Below are 24,999 nucleotides of genomic sequence, written 5' to 3'. Positions count from 1 at the left end.
GCCGCATCCATTGACGACGCCGCTTGTCAGTTGTGTTGGAACCGTGAAAGGCTCGGGCCCGTCGCGAAACGGAACCCCAACTACCTTGTTAATGCGGTGAGTTGGGCATTGCATGACTTTGCATACGAAAGCAGTGGATGCAGGAGCCCGCCATGCCCGAGCTGCCGACCCCCCAGGACGCCGCCGAGGCCGCGCTGTTCTCGGAGTGCTGGGACGCGGTCCTGTCGTACGCCGATCTGTGCACGGCCGGTTCCGCCGCGGCCGGCCAGCTGGCCACCGAGGCGTTCACCCACGGGATCCGTGAGACGCGTGCGGCCACCTCGGGAACGAAGAGTACCGGGCGCAGGGCGCTCCGGCTGCCCCGGATTCCCTTGCTGCTGACGTCCGTTCGGACCACGGCCGCCGAATGGGAGGCGCACGGGCAGGGCCACCGGCTCGACCCCGACCTCAGGCTGTGGCTCAACTCCGAGAAGGCCGCCCGCTACACCGGGCCGCCGCTGCGCCGTCCGCTCGCGCTGCGCGGCCTCAGGGACATGCAGGAATCGGACGCGGCACTGCTGTGGCTGGCCGAGGTCGAGGCGCTGCCGCTGCCCGCGGTGGCCCGGCGGCTCGGCCTCGACCCGGCGGCCGCGGCGGAGGAACTCGCCCAGGTGCGGGACCTGTTCAGGGCCCGGTGCCATCGTAACCACCTCGACACGCCGATGGACGCCAAGTGCCGCAGCTATGCCCGGCTCCTCGACGCGGTCACCCGCTCACCCGGCGCCGAGACGCCCGAGGACCTCACCCGGCATCTCGCCCGGTGCGTCGACTGCGCGGAGGCGGCCGCCTGTCTGCGGCTGCACGGTGGCGGGCTGCCCGCGGCGCTCGCGGCCGGGGTGATCGGCTGGGGCGGTCTCGGGTATCTGGAGCGCCGGCGCCGGGCCGCGGAGGCGGGCCTCGCGGGCGGACGTACGGACGCGACCGTGGACACGGGCCTCGCCGAGGGCAAGGCGGCCGTGCCCCGGTTCGGCCGAACCGGCCTCCTGGTCAGCGCCGTTGTCGTCTCGGCGCTGGCGCTCACGGTCTCGCTGATGCCCTTCGGCGACGCCAAGAGCGACGGTGACTCCGCACGCGGAGACTCGGCGGACCGGCAGCCCGTGGCGGACCCGGTCGTTCCGCCCCCCTCGGCCACCGCGCGCGCCGAGGGCTCGCTGGTGTCGCCCGAGCCGGAAGAGACGACCAGCAGACCCACGACCAAGCCCGAGACGAAACCCCGGGGCAGGTCCTCGTCCTCGGCTCCCGCCACCGAGAAGCCCGCCGCCCCGGAGCCCGACCCCAAGCCCACGAAGAGCGCGCCCCCGACCTGCAGGGTGACGTACAGGATCGTCGACGAGTGGCCGGACGGCTTCCAGGCCACCGTCAGCGTCACCTCCGCCAAGGCCATCGACAGCTGGCAGCTCGACTGGACCTTCCGTGATGGCCAGAGCATCCGCCGGTTGTGGGACGGCGACCACGTCCAGCACGACTCCCGGGTGACCGTGACCGCCCCCGACTACGACAGGTCCGTCTCCGCCGACGGCTCCTTCGCCGTCGGCTTCGTCGGCTACTGGCATGACGAGAACTCGGTTCCGAACGACTTCACGCTGAATGGAGGGAGTTGTACGAGCGCGGGTTGATCTTCCTTGCGGATTGATCTTCTTCATTGTGCGTAACGAATGCTTGCGGTGTAGTGCTCTCGCGCGCGGCGGGGGCCGTTGATTGATTCCGGCGGGGCGGCATTCCCGGCCGCAGTCAGGGACAGCGGCGACCGGACCTTCAAAGCCGCCCCGCATTCTCGCGCGTAAAGCCGGCATCTCCGCGCCGAAGCGCTCCGTCAGGGCTCGCATGTTCGCCATCAGGTCCGGCCCACGGAGGTCACGCCTCTTGCTGGGCGTCGATCTCGGCGATCAGGGCCTCGATGCGGGTCTGGATCTCATCCCGGATGGGGCGGACGGACTCGACACCCTTGCCGGCCGGGTCTTCCAGGGCCCAGTCGAGGTACTTCTTGCCCGGGAAGATCGGGCAGGCGTCGCCGCAGCCCATGGTGATGACGTAGTCGGACGCCTGGACGGCCTCGGTGGTGAGGATCTTCGGCTGCTGGTCGGAGATGTCGACGCCGACCTCCTTCATCGCCTCGACCGCGGCCGGGTTGACCTGGTCGCCCGGGATCGAGCCGGCGGAGCGGACCTCGATCCGGTCGCCCGCGAGGTGGTTCAGGAATCCGGCGGCCATCTGCGAACGCCCGGCGTTGTGGACGCAGACGAACAGCACGGAGGCGAGCGGGGTCGAGGGCATCGGTTCTTCCTTCGTCGGTGGATCAAGCAGGAGGTGCGGGATCGGGTACGGGGTCAGGTGCTCGGCAGGGAGGCGAGCAGTTCGGTGATGTGGGCGTCGATCTCGTCGCGGATGCCGCGTACGACGTCGATCGGGGCGCCCACGGGGTCGGCAATGGGCCAGTCCAGGTAGCGGCGGCGCCCTGGTACGACGGGGCAGGCGTCGCCGCAGCCCATGGTGATGACGATGTCGGCGGCCCGGACCACCTCGTCGGTCAGCGGCTTGGGGAAGGCGGCCTTGCTCAGGTCGACACCGACCTCGGCCAGCACCTGCCGGACAGCCGACTCGACCTCGACGGCGGGATGCGTGCCCGCGGAGGAGACGACCACATGGCCGTGGGCCCGGTGGGCGAGAAGGGCGGCGGCCATCTGGGAGGGCCCGGCGTTGTGGGTGCATACGAACAGCACGCGCGGAAGTCCGACGCCTGGCGCGCCCTGGATGTGCGCGAGGGCGTCGAGCCGGTCTTTCGTCAGATGCTCGGTCAGTACCACGAGGTGGGTACGGACGTGGGCGTGCTCGGCGAGACGCTCGTACGAGTCGGTGATGACGCGCTGGATGGTTCCCGCGGAGAAGTGGCCCCGGTAACGCAGAGCGAGCCGAGCCACGCTGGCCGCGAGGTGCTTATCAGGCAGAGCGGGGGGTGAGGAGGAAGCCATGGTGACCCCCTTCAATTCAATGGTCCTGGGCCCAACGGGTGTTGGATGCGGGTCCCAGGGGCGAGCAAAGATCAGCCCAGGCTGGTATCAGCTGTGGGTGATGTGAGAGTATCAGCCCATGATGACGTCAGTCGACACTGATCTGATCCGGGTTCTGGCCGACCCGCTCAGGCTGCAGATCGTGACCCTGCTTGCCAAGGAGACCCTCTGCACCACCCACCTGGTGGAGGAGACCGGCGCCAGGCAGACCAACCTCTCCAACCACCTGAGAGTGCTGCGCGAGGCCGGGGTCGTCGAGACGGAGCCGTGCGGCCGGTACACGTACTACAAGCTTCGCCCGGATGTCATCGCTTCGCTCGCGGACCAGTTCGCCGACCTGGCCGAGTCCGCCCGGACGGCGGCCGGCAACAAGCGGTCCTGCCCCTGATCCCCGCCGCTTGAGGCGACTGCCAAGGAGTCTTTGTTGACCGCCGCCCACGAGTCCGCCGCGGAGTCCGTCAGATCCGCGTGCCGTCCTGGCGAACGCGATGTTCGGCGAGCCCGCCACCCCGCCGGCTCGGTGGCGGCCGCCCCAACGGCCGCTCATCCGAGCCTCGGGGCGCCGGGCGCAGCGGTGGCTGTCGCGGTCTGCGGTTCGCAGTCCGGGCACGCGCTCGTGCGGGCCGCGGAGGCCGTCCCCGGCCGCGGAGCCACAGCGGCCGCAGTGAACCGGTCCGCGCGGTCCAGGTCGGCCAGCAGGCGTTCGACGTCGGTCATCAGTGATCCGTACACATGCCAGGCGCCGGGCTCGGGCAGCTTGCCGTGTGCGCTCCAGCCAGTCGGCCACCGCTGGGAGGGGGGCTCTCAGCCGGGCGTGTCCGTGAGGCGAGGACAGGGCGAGGGTCAGTACGGCGTTCGGCCCTCTTCCGCTGGGCCAGAGACCGATTCAGTTGAATGTTGTACGGCATTTGCGTGGGGTATTTCATGGCGGCCGGAGGGGTGGGCGGGAATAACGAAGCGATGATCGGTTCGGGTGAATGCCCAAGTCACGGCGGCGGGCCTGGCGGGACCGCCCACTCCGGAGGGTGTGGTTCTCCCCACAATTCGTGCCGAACGGGCTCCGTCGTGGCAGCCGTCACGTCGCGGAACGGGCGTTTTGTTTAGGTTCTCAGTGCTGTGCTGCTCCCACGTGAACTGCCGAGGCCACTCACCATGCCGCACCGACCGTCCCCTCTGTCACACCCGCAGAGCGCCGCGAGGCGCAGGCCCCACGGCGGGCGCGCCGCGGTCTGTGCCGGCGTTCTCGTGGCCACACTGGCGACGCTCTTGTCGGCCGGCACACTCCACCCGGCCGCCGCGGCCACGGCCTCGGCGCGGCCGGACGCCGCGCCGGCGGCCACGGCGTTGGCGCAGCGGGACGCCGGCACGGCTCGCTTCCTCGCGCTGGTGAAGCCGCAGCGGAAGGCGCGGGTGACGGCTGCGGTACTCGACCTGGACGGCACGGACCGGAAGCCCACGGTGTACGGCGACGACACCCCCTACGACACCGCGAGCATCGTCAAGGTCAACATCCTGGCCGCGGCGCTGCTTCAGGCGCAGGACGCCGGACGCGGCCTGACCAAGCAGGAACGCTCCCATGCGGAAGCGATGATCGAGCGCAGCGACAACGCCGCGGCAAACGCGCTGTGGCGGCGCATCGGCCTGGCGTCGGGCCTGGACGCGGCGAACAGACGACTGGGGCTGACCTCGACCAAAGGCGGCCCCGGCGCCAAGTGGGGGCTGACACGAACGACGGCGAGCGACCAGATACGGCTGCTGCGCACGGTGTTCCCCACCGACCCGGCCTCACCCGCGGGTTCCACGGCACTCAACGAGACCTCCCGGACCTGCATCCGCACGCTGATGACCCGCATCGTGGGCGAGCAGGCGTGGGGCGTCTCGGCGGCCTCCGGCTCCGGATGGGCGTTGAAGAATGGCTGGCTGCAGCGCAGTTCGACCGGGCTGTGGGACATCAACAGCGTCGGGCAGGTCACGGTGAGCGGACACCATTACCTCGTCGCGGTTCTTTCGGACGGCAACACGTCGATGAAGGACGGCGTCTCGCTGGTGGAACGAGCGGCCCGGGCGGCCGTCTCCATGGCGACCGCCCACTGACGACACGCCTGTCGGCGCGCAGGAATCCGTCGGTCATCCGCGGCAGCAGCCTGCTCGAGGCGCTCATCGCCCTGTTCGAGCGCTACTGGGAGATCGGGGCACCGCTGCGGGTGACACCGGAGGGCCGGATCGGCGAGACCGGTCTGACGGCTGACTTCGCCTCGCTGACTCCCGAGCACCAGCACCTGCTGTCGCTGACGGTCGCGGGCATCACCGACGAATCGATCGCCGGACAGCTCGGCGTCAGCAAGCGCACCGTCCAGCGGCGTATCCAGGGCATGATGAACCTCGCCGGCGTCGCGACCAGGATGCAGCTCGGCCGGCAGGCCGCGCGCCGCAAATGGATCTGAACACGAAGGTGCGGCCGGCGTGTTCCGCCGGCCGCACCCCTTTCCGGGCGGTGCCGTGATCCCCACCCCCACGCGGGAGGTCACGCCGCCGTACCGCCCGGTGTCCGCGGCTACCGCACGCCGAACGCGCGGACCACCGTCTGCTCGACCTCGTTGCCCGCGCTGTCCCAGGCCTTGACACGCAGCGAGACGAAGTCCGCGTGACGCGTCAGGCCACGGTCCAGCCGTACGTCGTACGTGCCGTCCTCGCGTGCCGAGACCGGCACGGACGTCCAGTGCGTACCGTCGTCGGCCGACGCCTGGACGCGCATGCCCGCGATGCGCGCACCCGTCCAGCCGTCCTGGTGACGCGCGCTCACCCGCAGCGTCGTCGACGACGAACCGTCCACCTGGTTGAAGGTGTCCACCGGGACGTCGTAGTCGAGCAGCACCAGCGGCAGCAGCGCCTCCCGACCCGATGTCGGCGGCGCGGACCGGAACGACCACGATGTGTCGGTCCGGGTCGAGAACGCCCAGGCGGAGGAGTCGCGGGCGGTCTCCAGGTGCAGCCGGTAGGAGCCTTCGCCCGGTGCCGCCGGGAAGCTGCCCCAGGGCCGCGCCTGGTCCGCGACCTGGGTGCCGTCGCGGTACAGCCGCGTGCGCACCTGGTCGGTCGGGTCGTCACCGGAGAAGCCGTAGTGACGTCCGTCGCCGTCGGCCAGCTCCGCGAGCCGCAGGGCGAAGGTGTCGCCGGTGCGCACCGAGCGGAAGGAGGGATTCTTGGCCGGTGCGGTCGGGCGGACCACGGATCCGTACCAGTCCTCACGCAGCTGCTGCCCGGCGGTGTACTGGTGGATACCGCCCGTCAGGCCGAAGTCGAGGGAGCCCAGCGTGTTCCACGAGGGCATGTGGGCGACCCTCTCCTGCCACAGTGTGTCGCCCGCGCTGACCGTCTCCGTCCGGGTGGACGGCAGCTTCAGGAAGGACTGGGTCTCCATCAGGAACGATGTCGTCTGCCAGGGGCGCCACGCGAATCGCTGCTCGCTGGTCCAGGTCTCGCCTCCGGGCCGGTGGTAGCGGGACTCCACGGTCGCCGTCGGGGATGTCTCCACCGTGTAGGACAGCCGGTTCGGCACCGCGTTCTTCTCCACGAACGCCAGGTCGTACAGGTAAGGGCTGGACGACGTGCCCGAGAGCTCCAGCGTCGCGTTCCGCCGGTCCTTCAGCCACGTCACCAGGGCCTCGCCCTGCTCCTGCGGGACGTGCGTGGTGATGAGCGGATCACGATCGCCCAACGGGTTCCACGGCTGCCACACCGGTCCGGGGAACTCGTTGATCCTCAGCAGCGCCGCGGCCCCGGTCTTCGCCACGGCCGCCACCTGCTCGGGGAACCCCCCGGTGGTGCGCATCAGGACGGCTTTGCCGCGCAGGTCTTTCCCGGCCAGCGACTCCTGCTCGGCGAAGACGACCGGCAGCCTGCGCGTGCCGTCCACGGCGGGCGAGTTGTTGAACAGCACGGGGTTCAGCTCGGGAGCCCCGCTCTCCTTGATCCGGGCGGTCAGCCGGGGTGCGACCATCCGCCAGCGCGAATAGAACTCGAAACTGCCGTCCGCGGGCTTGGTGGTCGGCGTGACGAACACCGTGCGGACCGTGTCGAAATCGATGGTCGTACTGGCGATCTTCCGGGACCCGAACGCCCGGTAAGCGCCGAAGTGGATCATTCCCTGCTGCTCGGCCGCCTTGGGAGTACGGACCTGGATGGGGTTGGCCGTACGGGCGTCGAAGACGACTTCCATGTCGGAGGCGATCTTCAATTCGGACCGCATCAGCTGGGAGAGGTGCCCGCCCTTGACCTCTGCACCCGCCACCAGGGTCTTGAAGAAGTACGTGTCCTCGGGGACGGTCACCTGAGCCACGCCATTCATCCACGGAGGGACGTAGCCCAGCACGTCGAAGCGCTGGTCGGAGCCGTAGAGTTCGAACACCGGCACCGCCGCGGGGTGGCCTTCGCGGTCGACGAAGCGCATCGTCAGTGTGCGCATCTCGCCGCGGACCGTCGTGGCGACGGTGGTGTGCACGGCGGCCGTACCGTCGTCCGGCACCGCCGTCAGATAGCCGGACCAGCGGCCCGTGGTGGTGTCCGCCGTACGCGCCGTCACAGGGACCCGCACGGTCTCGCCCGCGGCGACGGTGACCGACGACGAGCCGGCCGTGAAGACGCCGTCGGGGGCCGGCGAGCCGTCGGCCTGCTTCATCTCCAGCGACAGTGCCAGCGTGACCGGCTTCGTGGAGACGTTGGTGTACGCGACTTCCTTCGTCTCGCTGTCGCCGTCGGGACCGAGCACACCGAGGTCCAGGTTCCCGGAGGCGATGACACTCCGGGTGAAGGCCCCGGCGACGTCCATCCGGCCGCCGCCCTGCTCGTCCACGCGCTGACCCGCGACCACCTTCGAAGAGCCGACGAGCGCGTTCTTGACGGCCTGGGGAGTCCAGTCCGGGTGGCGCTGCACCAGCAGCGCGGCCGCACCGGCGACATGCGGGGTCGCCATCGACGTCCCGGACGCGGCGGTGTAGTGGTCGTTCTCCGGGCTGCCCATCTGCGTGCCCGCCGCCCGCGCGGCGACGATGCCGACGCCCGGCGCGGTCAGATCGGGCTTGACCGCGTCGTCCGCACCGACGGGGCCACGGCTGGAGAATCCTGCGAGCGAGTCGTCCCGGTCGACGGCACCCACGGTCAGGGCGCTCGGGGCCGTCCCCGGCGAGCCGACCGTCTGCGTGCCGGGACCCTCGTTGCCCGCCGCGACGACGAACAGGGCACCGGTCTCCGTCGTCAGCTCCTCCACCGCCGTGACCAGCGGGTCGTCGTCGGCCGCCGGGCCGCCGAGGCTCATGTTGACCACCTGGGCGCCCGAACGGGCCGCCCACTCCATGCCGGCCAGCACATCGGAGTACGAGCCGGAACCGGAGTCGTCCAGCACCTTGCCGACGATCAGGTCGGCGTCGGGTGCGACACCCTTGCGGGTGCCGTTCGCCGCTGCGCCCGACCCCGCGATCGTCGCCGCCACATGCGTGCCGTGGCCGACGAGGTCACGCGTGCTGTCGCTGGCACTGAAGTTACGTGTCTCGCCCACCCTGCCGACGAGGTCCGGGTGGCCCGAGTCGATGCCGGTGTCCAGCACGGCCACCTTGACGCCCTTGCCGGTGACCCCGGTCTTCCAGACCTCGGGTGCACCGACCTGCGCCACGCTGCGGTCCAGCGAGACCCGTACCTTCCGGTCGAGCCAGATCTTCTCCAGGCCTCCCGTCAGGCGGGGCGCGGTCCGTGCGGTCTGCGCCTCCTGCGCGACGCGCGCGCCCGCATTCTTCGCCGCCGAGTCCGGTGAGCCGCTGACGCTGTCCCAGAAATGGTCCAGCTCGCCCTTCGCGGCGTCGACCGCCACGCCGTCGACACTGTCCAGCACCCGTCGGCGCTCGGACCCGGTCGGCGCCCTCCGCGCGGACGCCGCGGATGCCGTGCCGTAACGCAGCAGCAACGGCAGCTTCTTGGCGTGGGAGTCGTCGTATCCCTGCTCGATGAGGCCCGTGACGTCGAAGAGCGCGGCGTCCAGCTGCCCGGAGGAGATGTAGGGAACGGCGAGATGCGGCGTGACGTGGATCCGGCCGTCTATCTCCCGGGTGCTGAACCCGCCGCCCTCCTGACCACGTGCCGGACGGACACTGGCCACCTGGCGGCCGTCCGCGTGACGGCTCACCGTGACACGGTCTCCCGTGATCAGCGTGACCGTGTGGACGGACGGGCGCGACGCGCTCGTAGCGCGGGCTGGTCCTGTCTCTTGAGCGACGCCGGGTGCGGCCACGCCCATCAGAACCGCCGTGAGGGTGGCGATGGCCACCGAGCGGTGGTGTGGCGACCGGGTCACCGGCCGCCACAGTCTGTTCGTTGATCTCATGGGCGCAAAGACTGGCGGCCCCGGCGCGGCCAGTCAGCATCTGTGCCTGTCCAGCCTGCGCCAAGTCACCTTTCCGCCACCGCCCCGCGGTTACGGGCCCTGCGCGGGCAGGCCCCGCCCGGGGGCTCGTGCGTCTCCCCGGGCGTTGCTGCCGTACTGGGGAACGATTCCCTCAACCGGACGAGAGCGAGGCGGACTTGCCCGGCCGACTCCAGAAGCGGTGACTGCGATGGCTCGGTTGCCTGGGAGGGCCTCCCGCATGTTCTGGCCGAAGGCGAACCTGCCGTCCCCCACGACTCGGGGTGCTGCACGCCGGCATCCACCACCCGGTGCGGGCGGTGTTCTTCAGCGTCCCCCCTCGTACAGGAAACGGGCAGCCGCGGTCGGGTCCTCGGACACCGTGGGCCTCCTCTCGCGCCTCGGCGAGGCGGATCGCTCGGGAAGGGGGCGCATCCGCGTCCGCGTGGGGCCGGCCTTGCGGCGCGAAACCGATCGGTTTACTCTCGGTGGAGCAGGTAAACCGATCGGTTTCTCGTTTCTCGTTTCCTCGTTCCCAGGAGTACCCATGACATCCATCGAAGGCTCAGTCGCCCTCGTCACCGGCGGTAGCCGCGGTATCGGCCGGGCGCTGGTGCAGGACCTGTACGAGCGGGGGGCGAAGAAGGTGTACGCGACCGCGCGTGACCCCCGGACGGTCACGCACCCCGACGCGGTGCCGCTGGCGCTGGAAGTGAGTGATCCCGCGTCCGTCGCCGCGGCCGCCGAGCAGGCGCAGGACGTCACCGTCCTGATCAACAACGCCGGCGCGGCCGTGAACGCGAACTTCCTGGACTCGCCCGTGGACGACGTCCGCCGCGAGTTCGAGACGAACTTCTACGGCCCGCTCCTCGTCACGCGCGCCTTCGTCCCGGTCATCGAGCGCAACGGCGGCGGCCACATCCTCAACGTCCACTCGGTGCTGTCGTGGATCGGCCTCGCCGGCTCCTACAGCGCTTCCAAGGCTGCCTTCTGGTCACAGACCAACTCCCTGCGCCTCGACCTCAAGCCGCGCGGCATCGAGGTCACCGGACTCCATGTCGGCTACGTCGACACGGACATGACCGCGAAGATCGATGCGCCGAAGTCCACTCCCGAGGGCGTCGCGGCGCAAGCCCTCGACGGCATCGAGTCTGGTGCCTTCGAAGTCCTGGCCGACGACCTCACCCGGCAGGTGAAGGCCGGGCTGTCCGCGGATCCGGGCGTGCTGTACCCGCAGTTGGTCGCGTAGCCGCGCCAGAGCGGCCGGTGGTCGCACGATCGGAGGTCGGTTCCGGTCCCGGCGCGATCGGTTGCGATCCTCGGCGGTCGGGCTCGCCCTCGGCGGTCAGACCGGCAGCAGGCGGGCGATCAGCTCGCCGAGCTGCCGGGCGTTGCGGCACTCGTGCATCTCGACGAGTTCGGCGTAGGCGGGCGCGGCGGAGTCGCCCGTGCCCCACTGGGACCGCTGCTCCGGGTTCAACCAGTAGACGCGGCGGGCCCGTTCGGAGAGGTACCGCACGGCCGGGAGATTCGGGTCGCTCATGTTCGTACGGGCGTCGCCGAGGACGAACACGGTCGTGCGCGGCCCGACCGCGTCGGCGTACCGCTCGTCGAACTCGCCCAGCGCGACGCCGTAGTCACTGCTGTCGTGCCAGCCCGTCAGGGTCGCCTCGGACCGGATACGGGCGCTCAGTCCGTCCGCGTCGGCGGCGCCCCGCACCAGCAACCCGGTCACCTCGTCGATCCGGTTGACGAACGCGAACACCCGCACCTTGCTGAACTGGTCGTGCAACGCCTGAACCAGCAGCATCGTGAAGTCCGAGAATCCTGACACCGAGCCCGACACATCGCACAGCAGCACCAATTCGGGCCGGACGGGGCGGCGCCTGCGCAGCACGGGGCGCATCGGCACCCCGCCCGTCGACAGCGACCCGCGCAGGGTCCGCCGCAGGTCGATGGTGCCGCGGGCGGCCCGCCGGCGACGTGCGGCGAGCCGGGTGGCCAGCTTGCGGGCGAGCGGCTGAACCACCCTGCGCAGCTCGGCGAGTTGGGCCCGCCCCGCGAACAGGAAGTCGACCCGTTCGGCCGTCGGGGCCACCGCCCGGCGCGCGATCTCGTCCCGGCCGCGCCGCTCGGCGACCCGGCGCCGTGCCTCCGTGGCGACCTGCGCACGAAAGGCCTCGATGCGCTGCCGGATCTCGTCCTCCAGCAGCCGGTCGGTGAACCCCGCCCCGCCGCGCTGCGCCCGGACGCTGTCCCGGACCCGCGCCATCAGCGTCTGCGGACGCAGCCGGTCGAGCGTCTGGTACGACGACCAGCCGTCCGACCCCGGTGAGGATCCGTAGCCGCCGAAGCCGTCCACCGCCTCGACCGCCAACTGGGCGATTGCCGCCCGGTCGTTGGCGGCAAGTGCGGCCGCGAGCCGGCTGCGCAGGTCCTCCCGGTCGGTGGGTGGCGCTTCGCTGTCCGACGGCATCCCGACGCGGCGCGGAAAGTACACGTCGAAGACCGGGTCGAACACCCGCCGTTGCCCCGTGCTGTGGAGCAGGGTGGCGGCGAGGCCTTCGCGCAGCCGTTCCCGGTCCGCGAGGCCGAGTGCCTCCAACGCCTGTGCGGCGTCCAGGGTTTCCCCGGTGCCGATCCGCACCCCGTGCGAGCGCAGCGCTCCGACGAGACCCGTCAGCCGCTCCGCCACATCGGCCGACGGCGCGGTCACACGGCGTCCAGGTCGAGCTTGGCGGTCGCCTTGAGGACGTCGTCCTGATGCTTGAGGAGCACGCCGAGGCTGTCGTGCACGACGCTCTCGTCGAGGGTGTCCGCGCCGAGCGCGAGCAGCGTGCGAGCCCAGTCGATCGTCTCGGCGACCGAGGGGACCTTCCGCAGATCCATCTCGCGCAGCGCGCCGACCACCCGCACCACGGACTCCGCCAGCGCCTCGTCGAGACGCGGCACCTTCAGCCGTACGATGCGACGCTCCAACTCCTCGTCCGGGAAGCCGATGTGGAGGAAGAGACAGCGGCGGCGCAGCGCCTCGGACAGCTCGCGGCTCGCGTTCGAGGTGAGGACCACGAAGGGGCGGCTGCTCGCGGTGATCGTGCCAAGCTCGGGGACGGTGACCTGGAAGTCGCTGAGCACCTCGAGCAGCAGGCCCTCCACCTCGACGTCGGCCTTGTCGGTCTCGTCGATCAGCAGCACCTTGGGCTCGTTGCCGCGGATCGCCGTCAACAGCGGGCGCGCCAGCAGGAATTCCTCGCTGAAGATGTCGGTGCGCGCCTCGTCCCACGTCTCGTCGCGGCCCGCGCTGATGCGCAGCAGCTGCTTGGCGTGGTTCCACTCGTACAGCGCCCGGGACTCGTCGACGCCCTCGTAGCACTGCAGCCGGACCAGTCGTGCTCCGGCGACCTCGGAGACGGCCTTGGCGAGTTCTGTCTTGCCGACACCGGCGGGGCCCTCCACCAGGAGCGGCTTGCCGAGGCGGTCGGCCAGGAAGACCGTCGTGGCGACGGCGGGAGACGCCAGATAGCCGGTCTCGGCGAGGCGTGCGGAGACATCGTCGACGGATGTGAAGAGCAACGGGGCCTCCAGCTCGGCACGGGCGAGATCGGCTCACTATCTAAGCGCTTGTTCACCCACCTGTCACGTGTGAGAGTGCTCGCACGGCGTCACGCGTGTGCGTGCTCGCGCAGCGTCCTGCGTGAAGGTGCTCGCGCAGCGGTATACCGATCGGTTTCCTTGCTCCCTCTTGCGAGGTAACCTCCCCGTATGGCCACTACAGACAAGGCATCCCCGAGAGACCGGTTGCTGGACGCGGCGGCCGAGCTCTCCTACCGCGACGGCGTCTCCATCGGCATCGAGGCACTGTGCCGGTCGGCCGGTGTCTCGAAGAGGTCGATGTACCAGCTCTTCGCCGGCAAGGACGACCTCCTCGCGGCGAGCCTGGAACGGCGGATTCCGCCGTACGAGGAGCAGCTCGCGCCCGATCCGGCGGAGGCCGTGACGCCGCGCGAGCGCATCCTGGGCGTCTTCGAGCGGCTGGAGAAGGCGTCGGCGCTGCCCGAGTATCGCGGCTGCCCCTTCCTCGCCGTGCTGGTCGAACTGAAGGACCCCGAGCACCCGGCGAGCGCGGTCGCCGGCGGCGCCAAGCAGCGCCTCAAAAAGGTGTTCCGGGCCGAGGCCGAGCGAGGTGGCGCGCCCGATCCCGAACTCCTCGCCCGGCAGTTGATGCTGGTCTTCGACGGCGCGAGCGCCCGCGCGGGCGCCCGTGTCGAGACCCTCGACGGGCTGACCACGACGACCGCGACGGTGCTGCTGGACGCCGCGGGCGTCGAGTAGCCGCGTCGCGCCCGAGAGACGGCCCGCCCGGGCCGAGGCTTCGCGCTGGATGGTCCTGCTCACGCGGCCGGCGCCACCGCCCCGGGCCGCTGGCGTGCGCGGCCCCTGGTCCCGCAGAGCATCCGCGCAGCCCGGCGGCCGCTTTCGTGAACGCCGATGCTGTCTCCGGCGTACTGCCCGACTCGTCTGCCGTCACCGGCGGCTTTGGCTCGGAAAGGGCAAATCTCCGCTCGGGGACGCGGCCGATCGTGGAGTCCACGCCGCGGAGTTACGAGGTCACGCTGCAGCTGTTCTGCGCGTACCTGATCGATGCCCGCTCCCCGTGGGGCCGGGTCTGCTCGCACCGGTTCGGGACGGCGCCGCAGCAGGTGTTCCACGAGGGGAGCTTTCGCTTGCCCGGCAGACGGGCCTACCGGATGGGAACCGGCGCCTGGCCAGACGCCACGCTACTGATCGAGTGGCGCGGCGGAGCCCCCGAGGTGTGGCCGGCGACACCGTGACGGAAAGCCCGGGCGTCCTGCCACGTTTCGTCGCCCGGGCCGCTTCATGCGGGCAAGGGCAGACCCGCCACGGGGGGGGTAAACGGGTCTGCCCCTGCACGACGGCGCCCGCGAGCCTCCCCCCGGAGTGCAGGCGCCCTGACCCCGCCCGGGGTCACTCTCTTCAGCGCCCCGTGGACCTGGTGTGTCACGGGGGACGGGCGGTGGTTGCAGGGCCAACACCTCTGTGAAGAGCGCCACTTGCCCACGTTGCAAGCTCATCACATCCCCTCCACGGCAAACCGACACGGCGGTCCGCTGACGGGCCGCCAGGATTGCCGCGTTGACCCCAAAATCGGACTGGCGGCGCGGGCGGCCCGCGGCGCCCGCCTCGTGTCCCTCGCGGTCGAGCATGGGGCCCCACTGGAGATGTTTCATAGCCTGTCGGCGGAAGGCTGAGCGATATTCCGTGGCACTCGACGTTCGTGTGCCTCTATGGTGGGCGCGAATCGAGCGGTGGCCGTTGGCTTCCGCTGCAGGCCGAGTGACGAGCAGGAGGTGTGACCCGATGACTGTCTTTGCGATGGGCGCTGCCCGCAACCAGAAGTTCGTCAAGTCCACCTCCGTGGCCGCCGGCTGACCACTTTCTTCCCGCGCCAGTGAGCGCGGTGCCGGGGCCACCCTTGTGAAGGGTCACCCCTTGTCTTTCTCTTCTCTCCTGGGTTCGTCCTCGTCTTCCTCACGTTCGCTCCTGCCGTACGGCTGGGACGCGGACTGGGAGGCCGAGTTCACGCCGTTCGCTGAGCAGGGTCTTCTGCCCGGCCGGGTCGTACGTGTCGACCGCGGGCAGTGCGATGTCGTCACTACCGGCGGCGTCATCCGTGCCGACACCGAGTTCGTGGTTCCCCGCGACCCGATGAAGGTCGTGTGCACGGGGGACTGGGTCGCGGTCGATCCCGAAGGCAGCGACCCGCGGTACGTGCGGACGCTTCTGCCTCGCCGCACCGCCTTCGTGCGCTCGACCTCGTCGAAGCGTTCCGAGGGTCAGGTGCTGGCCACCAACGTCGATCACGTCGTCATCTGTGTGTCGCTCGCGGTCGAACTCGACCTCGGGCGGATCGAGCGGTTCCTGGCGCTGGCCATGTCCTGTTCGAGCGGTGAGGCACTGCTGCATAAGTCGGCACTCTCCTGGGAGTCCGGCGCGCAGCCCGTGGTCGTCCTCACCAAGGCCGACCTCGTGCCGGACGCGGTGACGCTCGGGCATCTCGTCCAGGACGTCGAGACGACGGCGCCGGGCGTGCCCGTGCTGCCGGTCAGCTCGTCGAAGGGCGAGGGCCTCGATGTGCTCGAGGCCGTCCTCGCCGGCGGTACGTCCGTGCTTCTCGGGCAGTCCGGGGCGGGGAAGTCGACCCTCGCGAACGCGCTGCTCGGCGAGGACGTCATGGATGTGCGGGCCGCGCGGGACGTGGACGGCAAGGGCCGGCACACCACGACGACCCGTAACCTCCTCGTCCTGCCGGGCGGGGGCGTGCTCATCGACACCCCGGGGCTGCGGGGTGTCGGTCTCTGGGATGCCGAGACCGGGGTCGGGCAGGTGTTCTCCGAGATCGAGTCGCTCGCCGCGGAGTGCCGCTTCCATGACTGCGCGCATGCCGCCGAGCCCGGCTGCGCTGTCCTCTCCGCCGTCGAGTCCGGTGTTCTTCCCGAACGTCGCCTCGACAGCTATCGCAAGCTGCTGCGTGAGAACCAGCGGATCGTCGCCAAGACGGATGCGCGGGTGCGGGCCGAGATCCGGCGGGACTGGAAGCGGAAGGGGGCGGAGGGGCGGGCCGCCATGGAGGCCAAGCGGGGGCGTTGGCACTAGGCCTGGGGGCGGAGGGTTTTTCGCCCCGTCCGCCCCTGTCCGTCCCGTACCTGGGCCCGCGGCGGAGCCGCTGATGGATCCCGCGCCCCAGACCCCGCTCCTCAAACGCCGGAGGGGCTGACTTTCAGTCCGTTGTGTCTGATTTCCGCCAGCCCTCTCGCGGCCCCCGGCGCACACTGGGATGTGTGATCGACGAAGACAGCAGGTACGAGGCCGTGCGGAGCCGGGATGCCCGGTTCGACGGGGAGTTCTTCTTCGCCGTCGCGACGACGGGGATCTACTGCAGGCCGAGCTGCCCCGCGGTGACCCCGAAGCGGCAGAACGTCCGGTTCTACGCCACGGCGGCCGCCGCGCAGGGCTCCGGCTTCCGGGCCTGTCGCAGATGCCGGCCGGACGCCGTACCCGGTTCGGCGGAGTGGAATGTACGGGCGGACGTCGTCGGCCGGGCCATGCGCCTGATCGGCGACGGCGTCGTCGACCGCGAGGGCGTCGGCGGTCTCGCGGTGCGCCTCGGGTACAGCGCCCGCCAGGTGCAACGGCAGCTCACCGCGGAGGTCGGCGCGGGCCCGGTCGCCCTGGCTCGCGCCCAGCGTGCTCACACCGCGCGGGTACTGCTGCAGACCACCGACCTTCCGATCACGCAGATCGCGTTCGCGGCGGGGTTCGCCAGCGTGCGCCAGTTCAACGACACGATCCGTGCGGTGTACGCCTCGACGCCGAGCGAGCTGCGCGCGGCCGCCCCGCGTGCCGGCTCCGCCGCGCGGCGAGCGGCCACCCCCAGCGCCGGGCTTCCCCTCCGGCTCGCCTACCGGGGGCCGTACCAGTCCACCGCCGTCTTCGATCTGCTCGCCGCCGAGGCGATCACCGGGGTCGAGGACGTCAGCGGGGCCCGCGGCCACCGCACGTACCGGCGCACCCTCCGACTCCCGTACGGCACGGGAATCGTCGCCGTCGAGGAGCGGCCGGGTGGGCCCGGCGGCTGGCTCGACGCCCGGCTGCATCTCACCGATCTCCGTGATCTCACCACCGCCGTCCAGCGGCTGCGCAGGCTGTTCGACCTCGATGCCGATCCCTACGCCGTCGACGAGCGGTTGGGCGCCGACCCCCGGCTGGGGCCGCTGGTCGTCGCGCGTCCGGGGCTGCGTTCGCCGGGCGCCGCCGACCCGGACGAGCTGGCGGTGCGGGCGCTGGTGGGGGTGGCGGAGGCCGAGCGGCTGGTGGAGCGGTACGGGAAGGCGTTGGACGCCCCGTGCGGCACGCTCACCCATGTGTTCCCGGAACCGGCCGTACTCGCCGAGGCCGAGCCGGACGGCATCCTCGGCGCTCTGACCGCCGCCCTCGCCGACGGGACCCTGCGGCTCGACGCGGGCGCCGACCGCGACGACGCGCAGGAGGCGCTGCTCGCGCTGCCCGGCATGGACGACCGCACCGCCGCCGTCATCCGCACCCGCGCCCTCGGCGATCCCGACGTGGCCCCGCCCGGCGAGGACGTACCGGATGCCTGGCGCCCGTGGCGTTCCTATGCCGCGCAACACCTCAGGGACGTACGGGAGTTTGACGACCTGGCCTCGAGCCTGTCTCCTTGACCGGTCAGTGATTCGTGGCGGGGCTGGTCAGGTCGTGCCCGTATGCGGAGACCCTCATTCGGCCGTTCCTGCCACCGTTCCGGTGGGGATGCGGCTCGACGTGCTACAAGGAGCCTAGTGGTGGCAACGCTTCCAGAGATCACAGCCCTGTTGGGCGAACCCCGGTTCAACTGGTCGGATCCGGCTCCGTGGATCGAACTGGAGCGGGAACTCGGTATCGAATTTCCTGCGGACTTCCGTGAGATCGTGGACGCCTACGGTTCGATCGAGGTCAACGGGCAGTTGTATCTGACGCATCCCGCCGGTCATCTTCTGCACAGTCTCGGAGAGAACATCAGGGGGGATCTCGAGCTCTGGCGCGACGAGGACATGGCCGAGTTCCTGCCCAGTCGGGCAGGGGCGAACCCCGGTGAGGTGATACCGGTGGCATCGGCCACGACGGGGGAAGCAGTTTTCCTTCGCGTTCCTGACGAGCCCTCGTCGCCCTGGCGAGTCGTGGTCCAGGAGTTCGACAGTCCTGCCTGGACTCTCTACGAGATGACGTTCAGCGACTGGTTGCTGGCTTATCTCAGTGGTAGGGACGTGACGCTGTGTTCTCGCAACTTCGCGCCAGACCGCCCGTTCTACGAATTCCTGCCCTGAAAATGACCTGGGCCAGGTTGTTGATCGCATCGCGGGATTCAGTGGTCTGCTGCGATGACGGACAGCGAGCTGATCGTTGACCTGCGCGGTCGGCTGATCGAGACACTCAACGACTTCTGGGACGCGGTGAGCGAGCCGTGCGGGCTGAGGCACGCTCGAGTCCCGCGGAGACGGCAACACGCGTGGCTCGATCCGCTTTTCCACCGCCAAGTCGCCCTCGCCGCTCACCACGTGCGCGCCCTTGCCCGGTATCTCTGTCACGGCCTCGGCGAGTTCGGTGCCCCGGTACACCAGGCCCACGCCGTCGTCCGTGCAGTGGGTGACGGGCAGGGTGCCGTCGGCGACGAGTCGGTGGATCAGTGGGCGGCGGCCCTGGTCGCTGTCGTAATGGACGCCGTTGCCGTACGGCAGGTAGCCCAGTCCGTTGGTGAGCGGGCGCAGTTCGGGGCCGAAGGAGTCCGTGGTGCCGCCCCGGAACCAGCAGATCGACCCCGCGCTCACCCCGCTGAGCACGACTCCGGCCTCCCACGCGCGCCGGAAGATCGCGTCGAGTCCGTGGACGCGCCACACGGCGAGCAGGTTGGCCGCCGAACCGCCCATGACCCACACGACGTCCTGTTCGAGCACCGCCCCCTCGACGTCCTTGAGGTTCGGCATGGGGAAGAGGGTGAGCGGGGTCAGGTCGAAGCCCGCGACGCGCGACGCCTCGCTCATGCGGGTGGTGAAGTGTTCGGCGTCGCCGATCGCCGTGCCGACGTACATGACGCGGGGGCGGCGGCCCTGGACCTCCGCCAGCTCCACGGCGTGGTGAACGAGGGCGTCGAACGTCACCCGGGTGCGGTCTCCGACGCGGTGACCACCCGAAGTGGCCAGGATGGTGGGCTCCGTGGCGGTCATGGTCGGTGACCCTACCAAGCCCGCCTCGGCACCTGATCTTCGACTGTCCTGCCCCACAAGGCGCTCAGGACGGCAGTCCCCAACTGCCGTGAGCCCGGCCGCGCTCACGCCGCCGGGCTCCAACTGCCCTGCCCCGCAAGAGCACTCAGTCCTCCAGCCCCCAACTGTGGATCCGCTTCGGGTGGATGCGGATCAGCTCCTCGCTGAAGTGCGGACCCAAGTCGTGGGGTCCGGTGAGGAGTTCGGCCTCCCCTCGGATGTCGACGCCTCTCACTTTCCACGGCCGTACGCTGACGATGTCGTCGACGACGAGGGCGACCTTCGGGTTCTTCCGCAGATTGCGCCACTTCTTCGTGGTGCCCATCGCATAGCCGCCGATCAGGATCGTCCCGTCCTCCTGCGGGAAGAAGCCGACGGGGTTCGCCTGCGGCTGCCCATGGGGGTCGACGGTGGCAAGCCGCCCCAGTCGCTGTGACGTGAGGTACGCGCGCTCGGCCTCGCTGAATTCGGTCATGGCAGCAGCCAAACACTCCCGCACCCACACCGCATCGGATCCTGGCCCTAGGTCCGGGGGAGTACGGGGACTGCGGGAGGAGGAGGAAGTAGCGGGGCAGGGGCGGACGTTCGTACGGGTGCGCCCATTCGTGTGACAGTGCGTTGTGGGGGCCGGCGGTCTGGGAAACCATGCCCCCATGACCCGCGCGATCAAGGTCCGGCACCTCCTCGTCACCCTGGTGACCACAGTGATCCTCACTCCGCCGACCGGGATCGCCGACGCGCAGTCCGCGCCCGGGGACGGCGCGGCCGAGCCCGTCGCGGCCCAGACCTGGACCGGCACCTGGGAAGCCGCCGCCTCCGGCACCGGCCCCGCGCTGCCCGGCGCCTCGATCCGCAACGTCGTGCACACCAGCGTCGGCGGCCGTGCCGCGCGCGTCCGCTTCTCGAACCGGCTCGGCACCGCGCCGCTTCAACTCGGCGCCGTCACCCTCGCGTTGCAACAGGGGGGCGCGCCCGCGAGTCCGGCGGCCGTCCCCGGTTCCCTGCGTACCGTCACCTTCGCCGGCGCCAGTTCGGTGACGATCCCCGCGGGCACAGACCTGGTCAGCGACCCCGTCGCCCTCGCGGTCCCCGCAGACTCCAACCTCCTGATCTCGCTGCACACCCCCGCCGACTCGGGCCCGGCGACGTACCACCGCTCCGCACTCCAGGCCAACTTCGTCGCCCTCAAGGGCGATTGGACCGCCGACGAGAGCGGCACCGCCTACACCGTCGGCCTCGGCAACTGGTACTACGTGACCGGCGTCGACGTGCTCGGCGCGCCCGCCGTCGGCAGCGTGGTCGCACTCGGCGACTCCATCACCGACGGGACCGGATCGACCCTCAGCGCCAACCAGCGCTGGCCCGATCTGCTCGCCGACCAGCTGCGCGGCCTTTCGCCGTCCCGTCGGCTCGGCGTCCTCAACGCGGGGATCGCCGGGAATCGCGTCCTGCTCGACGGGCGCGGCCCGAGCGCCCTGTCCCGCCTCGACACCGACGTCTTCTCCCGCACCGGCGTCCGCGCGATGATCGTGATGGAGGGCATCAACGACATCAAGGGCACCCCGGAGCAGACGGACCCCGACACCTTCGAGGACGCGTACCGCCACATCGTGGACAGCGCCCACGCGCGCGGCATCCGCGTCGTCGGCGCCACGCTCACCCCGTACGGCGGTCATGACGCGTACACACCGGCCCGCGAGGCCGTACGTCAGGCGGTCAACGCCGTCATCCGTACGCGCGGACTCTTCGACGGGGTCGCGGATTTCGACGCAGCCGTGCGCGACCCGTCCGCCCCGCACCGCATTCACCCCGCCTACGACCCCGGCGACCACCTCCACTTCAACGACGCGGGCATGAAGGCGATGGCCGACACCATCGACCTGGCGACCCTCACCCCGTACGCATTCCTGGAGAGGCAACCGCTGCCGGACCGGACGGCGGGCCTCATCCCCAGATGACGTCTAGCCCCAGATGACCGCTAGCCCCAGATGACAGCTCCCAGCCACGCCCCCAGGATCAGTAGGCAGGCGAACAACTCCGTCAACACGCTCCATCCGCCCGCCCGCATCAACGTCCGCACCGCCGCCCACGCCTGCCCGTGCCCGCCCAGGCGCAGCCGCTCGTGGAGAAAGAGCCCGGCGACGAAGCCGGGAATCGCGCCGATCACCGGCAGCAGAAAGAAGCCGACCAGCGCCCCGGCTCCGGCGTACACACCCATTCGGGGGGTGGCGCCGCTGTCCCGCAGCCGCCGGGGAGGCAGCGCCCAGCGGATCGCCTGGGCCAGCAGCAGGACGGCGGTCGCGCCCACCAGCACGCCCCAGGACAGGGCCTGCGGGTCGCCCAACGCCCACCACAGGACCGCGGCCCAGACGAGCCACGACCCCGGCACGCCGGGCACCAGCACTCCGGCAAGGCCGAGCAGGATCACCACGCCGACCAGCAGGAGTTCCCACACGTCCATCTGACCAGGGTGACGGAGCGAGCGCGAGAACGCAGGTCAGTCTCGCGCCACCCAGCCACGCTCGTACGCGTGCCAGCCGAGCTGCAGCCGCGTCGTCACGCCCGTCAGCTCCATCAGCCGTTTCACCCGGCGCTGCACGGTCCGCAGGCCCAGATCGAGCTGCTTGGCGACGCTCGCGTCGGTCAGCCCGGCGAGCAGGAGGGAGAGGATCTCCAGGTCGGTGCCGTCCGGGCCGTCCGGTTCCCGTTCCACCACGCCCAGGCCGCCGAGCCGCAGCGGCAGCGCGTCGCGCCAGACCGACTCGAACAGCCCCGACAGCAGCTCCAGGAGCCCGCTCGCGTGGACGACGAGGGCGGCGGGCTCCGACGTGTGCGAGGTGAGCGGCACCATCGCGAGCGTCCGGTCGGCGATCACCAGCTTCGTCGGCACCTTGTCCACGACCCGCACCTGCTCCTCGCGGCCGAGCGCGGCGGACAGCTCGATGATCCCGGTGGGCCGGTCGAGAACGGCCCGCTCGACGACGACGCGGTAGCCGACACCCCGCTCGGCGGCCTGCTCCTCCGCGTCGTTGTCCATACCGGAGACGACCATCGGGTTCCCGGTCACCAGCGCGCACACCTCGTCGCTCGCGCCGAGCTGGAGCTGGAGGAACCGCTGCGCGACCGCCGCCGCGCCGATCACCACCTCGACCAGGTCGTGCACCGCGGGCTCGGCGGCGGCCGCGCGGTACTCCTCGGCGAGCAGCGCGGCCGCAAGCTCCGCCTTCTCCAGCTCGTGCCGCTGCTGGGTGAGCAGCGCGCCGAGCGCGACCCCGGGCGGCGCCGCGACCCAGCGGCCAGGGCGGGCGGACGACTGGGCGGCGAGACCGTGCCGCTCCAGCCGGCGCAGGGCGCGCTCTGTGTCGTACTCGCCGAGCGTGAGCCGCCGTGCGAGATCGGGCACGTCGGCGGCGCCCACGGACACCAGCGCCCGGTACGCCGACTCGTGCGTCTCGTCCAGACCTATCGCTGCCAGCATGCGGCGATGTCCTCCCCAGGATCCGTTCCGGCGGGCCGATGGCGTCCACGGCGGAAAACAGCCACGGCGCGCACCCGCCTCGCCACATCATGGCCGCACCACCCACCTCTCCGCCAAGCTCACGTCACCGCGGTACCCGCCATCGTGACGCCGCATCACCGCCGCCCGCGACATGCGCCGGGCCCGGTCACGCGAGCGCACGCTCGTCTCGGCGTTCGACATCGCGTCCGACACGCCGTTCGACAACCAGTCCCCTGGCCGGTTTTTCCGGATGCCCCGTTTTCATCCGGCTCCTGCGGTGGACAATTAGGGGCATGAGCCAGCAGGGGGACAAGCCCGACGGTCACGAGGACGACTGGTGGGGGGAGTTGTACGACGACTCCACCGACGACACGGGGCCCGCAGCCGTGGCCGATTCCCTGGACGACCGGTTCGCCTCGGCGGCCGGGACGGTGGGGCCCGGGATCGCCGCACCACCGGACACGCCTGGGCGCGAAGTCCCGCCGCGGCCGGCGCGGTCTTCCGCCGTGCCCGGGCAGCGCGCTGCCCCCGCGTCCGGGGACTCGCCCGGACCGGGGCCGCGGCCCGCCCCCTGGGAGCCCCCGCCCGCCGAAGCGCCGGCTTCCGCGACCTTCCCGACCGGGCCGAAACCGCCGGGATTCCGCGCGCAGGAGCCCGCCTCGATGGAACCCGCGTCGATGGAACCCGCCTCGATGGAGCCCGCGGACGCGCCACCGGCCCCTGCCGACGCCTCGGCCCCCGCGGTCGCCGCGGCCCCCCGTGCCACCACCGTCGACTACGTCGGCTCGGGCCCGCCCACCTATGACGCCGAACCCACCGCGCTCCCGGCCGCCGACCCGGACGACCTCGACGACCTGGTCGCCGACACCGTGCTGGACGGGGCGCGCTACGGCACGAGCACCCTGCGGGCCGTGTCCGTGCGCGGGGACTCCGCGCGCTACCGGGGCGAGCCGCGCCGGGACTCGCTGCTCACTGCCCGGTTCGGGGCGGGGGAGCAGGCGCTCGTGCTGGTGGCGATGGCGACCGGTGCCCGGGCCACGTCCGGCGCCCACCGGGCGGCCGCCGAGGCGTGCCAGTGGATCGGGCGGGCAGTGGGCCGCAGCCACGCACGGCTGGCCGAGGACATCCGGGCCGCCCGGCGCGGGGACCTGAAGTCGGGGCTGCACCGGCTCACCGACCGCAGCCTCGGCAAGCTGCGGGCGAGCGCGGCCGAACAGGGCATCGAACCCGAGGAGTACACCGCCAGTCTGCGCTGTCTGCTGCTGCCCGCCGACCCGGAGTGCCGTACGCGCGTCTTCTTCGGCGTCGGCGCGGGCGGCCTGTTCCGGCTCAGGGGCGGCGAGTGGCAGGACATCGAGCCGCGGGGCGCGGACGCCGCCGGCGAGGCCGTCGTCGGCTTCGGATCGCTGCCCCACGAGACCCCCGAGGGCGACCGGCTCACCATGGACCTGGGCATCACCACACCCCCGAGCCCGTACGAGCCCGCGCCCGCGCCGCCCCACGACCCCTTCCGGTTCCGTGCCTCCGTCGCCCGCCCGGGTGACACACTCCTGCTCTGCAGCGGCGGCCTGGCAGAGCCGCTGCGCAGCGAACCCGGGCTGTGCCGCTACCTGACGACCCGGTGGTCCGGGCCCAACCCACCCGGCCTCGCCGCGTTCCTCGCCGACACCCAGGTCAGGGTCAAGGGGTACGCGGACGACCGTACGGCCGCGGCAGTTTGGGAGGCGTGACTAAGCGACCCCGAGGAAGTTCAGGCACGCACCCACGCCGCCCGGCACGCACTCTCGCCGCACCGGCCAAAGGCCCAAGTAGCTCCGCTACGAGGACCTTCGCCCGGCACGCCGAGAGCACGCACCGAACGACGCGGGAACGCACCCGCACTTCCCCGGCGCCGCTTAGCTTCGCCGAGGGGCCAGGCGGTGGAAAGCTCGAACTCGACATGACGTCCCCCATGTCGGAACTCATTCTGATGATCCTTGCGTTCGCTGCGCAGATGGAAGTCCAGGCGATTCAGGAACGGACGCAAGGGCTCACGAATACCTCCGAAGCGTGGGCCGCTGGGCGGGCGGCCGAATTCCCTTCGGTCGGATGCCCGTCCCGCACCCGGAAGAGGGTGAGGGATGGTGGCTTGGGCGCCACGAGGAAACAGCGTCGACAGTTGACGAGATGGTTTCGCTTGTCCTCGCGCAGAAGTCGTACCACGCCGTCTCAGGTTGGCTGAAT

General features: G+C 71.0%; 21 protein-coding genes and 1 pseudogene. 12 read left to right on the top strand and 10 right to left on the bottom strand.

Annotated features, from left to right (window positions below; genetic code table 11):
* Positions 1-152: 152 nt before the first annotated feature.
* A complete protein-coding gene (locus tag C4B68_RS08800; protein WP_099498825.1) occupies positions 153-1,655 on the top strand; it encodes a cellulose binding domain-containing protein in 1,503 nt (500 codons plus the stop codon).
* A 238-nt stretch (positions 1,656-1,893) separates the two neighbouring features.
* Here the strand turns inward: C4B68_RS08800 and C4B68_RS08795 are convergent, their stop codons facing one another.
* Together C4B68_RS08795 and C4B68_RS08790 are read right to left on the bottom strand one after the other, a co-directional pair.
* Entirely contained in the window at positions 1,894-2,313 is a 420-nt protein-coding gene (locus tag C4B68_RS08795; protein ID WP_099498824.1) for an arsenate reductase ArsC, read from the bottom strand.
* 53 nt (positions 2,314-2,366) lie between these two features.
* On the bottom strand, positions 2,367-3,008 hold the full coding sequence (locus tag C4B68_RS08790) for an arsenate reductase/protein-tyrosine-phosphatase family protein (RefSeq protein ID WP_099499039.1): 642 nt from the start codon (positions 3,006-3,008) through the stop codon (positions 2,367-2,369).
* 118 nt (positions 3,009-3,126) lie between these two features.
* On the opposite strand from C4B68_RS08790, the gene C4B68_RS08785 reads away from it, so the two are divergent.
* Positions 3,127-3,435, top strand: a complete 309-nt coding sequence (locus C4B68_RS08785; protein WP_099498823.1) for an ArsR/SmtB family transcription factor — start codon at positions 3,127-3,129, stop codon at positions 3,433-3,435.
* A gap of 155 nt (positions 3,436-3,590) precedes the next feature.
* Here C4B68_RS08785 and C4B68_RS41810 read toward each other — a convergent pair whose 3' ends face one another.
* On the bottom strand, positions 3,591-3,764 hold the full coding sequence (locus tag C4B68_RS41810) for a hypothetical protein (protein WP_167459053.1): 174 nt from the start codon (positions 3,762-3,764) through the stop codon (positions 3,591-3,593).
* A gap of 435 nt (positions 3,765-4,199) precedes the next feature.
* Between C4B68_RS41810 and C4B68_RS08780 the strand changes: the two genes are divergently transcribed.
* Together C4B68_RS08780 and C4B68_RS08775 are read left to right on the top strand one after the other, a co-directional pair.
* Positions 4,200-5,141 carry a serine hydrolase gene (locus C4B68_RS08780; RefSeq protein WP_099498822.1) on the top strand — a complete coding sequence of 314 codons (942 nt, stop codon included), beginning with the start codon at positions 4,200-4,202 and terminating at the stop codon, positions 5,139-5,141.
* A gap of 110 nt (positions 5,142-5,251) precedes the next feature.
* Positions 5,252-5,491 (top strand): helix-turn-helix transcriptional regulator, encoded by a 240-nt coding sequence (locus C4B68_RS08775; RefSeq protein ID WP_240634261.1) that lies wholly within the window; start codon positions 5,252-5,254, stop codon positions 5,489-5,491.
* A 110-nt stretch (positions 5,492-5,601) separates the two neighbouring features.
* On the opposite strand, the gene C4B68_RS08770 is transcribed toward C4B68_RS08775, so the two are convergent.
* Entirely contained in the window at positions 5,602-9,390 is a 3,789-nt protein-coding gene (locus C4B68_RS08770) for a S8 family peptidase (protein WP_099498821.1), read from the bottom strand.
* A gap of 595 nt (positions 9,391-9,985) precedes the next feature.
* Between C4B68_RS08770 and C4B68_RS08765 the strand changes: the two genes are divergently transcribed.
* The gene (locus tag C4B68_RS08765; RefSeq protein ID WP_099498820.1) at positions 9,986-10,687 is read left to right on the top strand and encodes an SDR family oxidoreductase; all 702 of its coding nucleotides are present in this window, start codon (positions 9,986-9,988) and stop codon (positions 10,685-10,687) included.
* Positions 10,688-10,783: 96 nt separating this feature from the next.
* Here the strand turns inward: C4B68_RS08765 and C4B68_RS08760 are convergent, their stop codons facing one another.
* Both C4B68_RS08760 and C4B68_RS08755 read right to left on the bottom strand, forming a co-directional pair.
* Positions 10,784-12,154, bottom strand: a complete 1,371-nt coding sequence (locus C4B68_RS08760) for a VWA domain-containing protein (RefSeq protein ID WP_099498819.1) — start codon at positions 12,152-12,154, stop codon at positions 10,784-10,786.
* Entirely contained in the window at positions 12,151-13,011 is an 861-nt protein-coding gene (locus tag C4B68_RS08755; protein ID WP_099498818.1) for an AAA family ATPase, read from the bottom strand. The genes C4B68_RS08760 and C4B68_RS08755 overlap by 4 nt, the downstream gene beginning before the upstream one ends.
* A 189-nt stretch (positions 13,012-13,200) precedes the next feature.
* Between C4B68_RS08755 and C4B68_RS08750 the strand changes: the two genes are divergently transcribed.
* From C4B68_RS08750 to C4B68_RS44375, 5 genes are all read left to right on the top strand, one after another.
* On the top strand, positions 13,201-13,770 hold the full coding sequence (locus C4B68_RS08750; RefSeq protein WP_099498817.1) for a TetR/AcrR family transcriptional regulator: 570 nt from the start codon (positions 13,201-13,203) through the stop codon (positions 13,768-13,770).
* Between the two features lie 248 nt (positions 13,771-14,018).
* A complete protein-coding gene (locus tag C4B68_RS08745) occupies positions 14,019-14,270 on the top strand; it encodes a hypothetical protein (protein ID WP_099498816.1) in 252 nt (83 codons plus the stop codon).
* A 679-nt stretch (positions 14,271-14,949) separates the two neighbouring features.
* Positions 14,950-16,113, top strand: coding sequence for a ribosome small subunit-dependent GTPase A (rsgA, locus tag C4B68_RS08740; protein WP_099499037.1), 1,164 nt, complete (start codon positions 14,950-14,952; stop codon positions 16,111-16,113).
* Positions 16,114-16,301: 188 nt separating this feature from the next.
* A complete protein-coding gene (locus tag C4B68_RS08735; RefSeq protein ID WP_099499036.1) occupies positions 16,302-17,699 on the top strand; it encodes a bifunctional transcriptional activator/DNA repair enzyme AdaA in 1,398 nt (465 codons plus the stop codon).
* 42 nt (positions 17,700-17,741) lie between these two features.
* The gene (locus C4B68_RS44375; protein ID WP_338059732.1) at positions 17,742-18,341 is read left to right on the top strand and encodes an SMI1/KNR4 family protein; all 600 of its coding nucleotides are present in this window, start codon (positions 17,742-17,744) and stop codon (positions 18,339-18,341) included.
* 165 nt (positions 18,342-18,506) lie between these two features.
* Here C4B68_RS44375 and C4B68_RS08725 read toward each other — a convergent pair.
* Both C4B68_RS08725 and C4B68_RS08720 read right to left on the bottom strand, forming a co-directional pair.
* Positions 18,507-19,238 (bottom strand): annotated as a pseudogene (locus tag C4B68_RS08725) (Type 1 glutamine amidotransferase-like domain-containing protein); the annotation flags it as partial.
* 145 nt (positions 19,239-19,383) lie between these two features.
* The gene (locus tag C4B68_RS08720) at positions 19,384-19,752 is read right to left on the bottom strand and encodes a PPOX class F420-dependent oxidoreductase (protein ID WP_099498814.1); all 369 of its coding nucleotides are present in this window, start codon (positions 19,750-19,752) and stop codon (positions 19,384-19,386) included.
* A gap of 178 nt (positions 19,753-19,930) precedes the next feature.
* On the opposite strand from C4B68_RS08720, the gene C4B68_RS08715 reads away from it, so the two are divergent.
* Complete coding sequence (locus C4B68_RS08715) at positions 19,931-21,235, top strand: SGNH/GDSL hydrolase family protein (RefSeq protein ID WP_099498813.1); 1,305 nt, start codon at positions 19,931-19,933, stop codon at positions 21,233-21,235.
* 20 nt (positions 21,236-21,255) lie between these two features.
* On the opposite strand, the gene C4B68_RS08710 is transcribed toward C4B68_RS08715, so the two are convergent.
* On the bottom strand, positions 21,256-21,738 hold the full coding sequence (locus C4B68_RS08710; protein ID WP_099498812.1) for a DUF456 domain-containing protein: 483 nt from the start codon (positions 21,736-21,738) through the stop codon (positions 21,256-21,258).
* 36 nt (positions 21,739-21,774) lie between these two features.
* The gene (locus C4B68_RS08705; RefSeq protein ID WP_099498811.1) at positions 21,775-22,755 is read right to left on the bottom strand and encodes a helix-turn-helix transcriptional regulator; all 981 of its coding nucleotides are present in this window, start codon (positions 22,753-22,755) and stop codon (positions 21,775-21,777) included.
* A gap of 314 nt (positions 22,756-23,069) precedes the next feature.
* Here C4B68_RS08705 and C4B68_RS08700 point away from each other — a divergent pair, with 314 nt between their 5' ends.
* The gene (locus tag C4B68_RS08700; protein WP_099498810.1) at positions 23,070-24,506 is read left to right on the top strand and encodes a PP2C family serine/threonine-protein phosphatase; all 1,437 of its coding nucleotides are present in this window, start codon (positions 23,070-23,072) and stop codon (positions 24,504-24,506) included.
* Positions 24,507-24,999 lie beyond the last annotated feature (493 nt).

It is taken from the genome of Streptomyces dengpaensis (genome assembly GCF_002946835.1).
Lineage (GTDB): Bacteria > Actinomycetota > Actinomycetes > Streptomycetales > Streptomycetaceae > Streptomyces > Streptomyces dengpaensis.
This window is presented reverse-complemented; position numbering and strand designations above follow the sequence as displayed.

Excerpts from the sequence above, each read along its gene's own strand:
- C4B68_RS08800 (WP_099498825.1), top strand. The coding sequence starts at position 153 with ATGCCCGAGCTGCCGACCCCCCAGGACGCCGCCGAGGCCGCGCTGTTC.
- C4B68_RS08795 (WP_099498824.1), bottom strand. The coding sequence starts at position 2,313 with ATGCCCTCGACCCCGCTCGCCTCCGTGCTGTTCGTCTGCGTCCACAAC.
- C4B68_RS08790 (WP_099499039.1), bottom strand. The coding sequence starts at position 3,008 with ATGGCTTCCTCCTCACCCCCCGCTCTGCCTGATAAGCACCTCGCGGCC.
- C4B68_RS08785 (WP_099498823.1), top strand. The coding sequence starts at position 3,127 with ATGATGACGTCAGTCGACACTGATCTGATCCGGGTTCTGGCCGACCCG.
- C4B68_RS41810 (WP_167459053.1), bottom strand. The coding sequence starts at position 3,764 with ATGACCGACGTCGAACGCCTGCTGGCCGACCTGGACCGCGCGGACCGG.
- C4B68_RS08780 (WP_099498822.1), top strand. The coding sequence starts at position 4,200 with ATGCCGCACCGACCGTCCCCTCTGTCACACCCGCAGAGCGCCGCGAGG.
- C4B68_RS08765 (WP_099498820.1), top strand. The coding sequence starts at position 9,986 with ATGACATCCATCGAAGGCTCAGTCGCCCTCGTCACCGGCGGTAGCCGC.
- C4B68_RS08750 (WP_099498817.1), top strand. The coding sequence starts at position 13,201 with ATGGCCACTACAGACAAGGCATCCCCGAGAGACCGGTTGCTGGACGCG.
- C4B68_RS44375 (WP_338059732.1), top strand. The coding sequence starts at position 17,742 with ATGCGGAGACCCTCATTCGGCCGTTCCTGCCACCGTTCCGGTGGGGAT.
- C4B68_RS08720 (WP_099498814.1), bottom strand. The coding sequence starts at position 19,752 with ATGACCGAATTCAGCGAGGCCGAGCGCGCGTACCTCACGTCACAGCGA.
- C4B68_RS08715 (WP_099498813.1), top strand. The coding sequence starts at position 19,931 with ATGACCCGCGCGATCAAGGTCCGGCACCTCCTCGTCACCCTGGTGACC.
- C4B68_RS08710 (WP_099498812.1), bottom strand. The coding sequence starts at position 21,738 with ATGGACGTGTGGGAACTCCTGCTGGTCGGCGTGGTGATCCTGCTCGGC.
- C4B68_RS08705 (WP_099498811.1), bottom strand. The coding sequence starts at position 22,755 with ATGCTGGCAGCGATAGGTCTGGACGAGACGCACGAGTCGGCGTACCGG.
- C4B68_RS08700 (WP_099498810.1), top strand. The coding sequence starts at position 23,070 with ATGAGCCAGCAGGGGGACAAGCCCGACGGTCACGAGGACGACTGGTGG.